This window comes from Hydrogenophaga sp. NFH-34 (genome assembly GCF_021401345.1).
Classification (GTDB): Bacteria; Pseudomonadota; Gammaproteobacteria; order Burkholderiales; family Burkholderiaceae_C; genus Hydrogenophaga; species Hydrogenophaga electricum.
In genome coordinates, this window is sequence record NZ_JACBGE010000072.1 from 1 (window position 1) to 518 (window position 518).

1 protein-coding gene is annotated in these 518 nt (G+C 64.3%); it reads right to left on the reverse strand.

Annotation, left to right across the window (positions count from 1 at the left end; all coding sequences use genetic code 11):
- The coding region (locus L0977_RS25365) for an IS110 family transposase (RefSeq protein WP_442786674.1) at nt 1-311 on the reverse strand (311 nt) is incomplete at its 3' end.
- Nucleotides 312-518: the final 207 nt, after the last annotated feature.

The window sequence follows — 518 nt, forward strand, 5'->3', positions numbered from 1 at the left end:
ATGCGCGCGTCCACCGCGTCGGTCTTGGCCAGCCGTCCCATGGACTTGGCAAAGTCGCGCGCCTGGCGCGGATTGACCACTGCCACGGGCAAGCCCGCCGCCTGCAACGCACAGGCCAGAGCGGCCTCGTAACCGCCGGTGGCCTCCATCACCACCAGGCCAACACCCAGGGGCTTAAGCACCGCAGCCAGCGCCGAATGGCCCTCGGCATCGTTGGTCAACCGCTGGACATCGCTCTTGGCACCCAACACAAAAACATCCACGTGCGCCTTGGCCACGTCGATGCCTACCGTCACTGACGAAACAGACATGATCTCCAGATCCCTTGCTTGTGCATGCGCACTCATCGAAGGCGCGCGTAACCGTTCGGGCTTCACGAAGACCAGCGCGGCGGCCGTGCGTTCTGTACTCAGTCACGGGCTCGATCACCCCAGCCGCTACCAAACTGCACGGGCCGGTCTGGCCGCCTCAACGGCGGCCACACTCTACCGCGCCAGTCAGATATGAAGATACAAGCC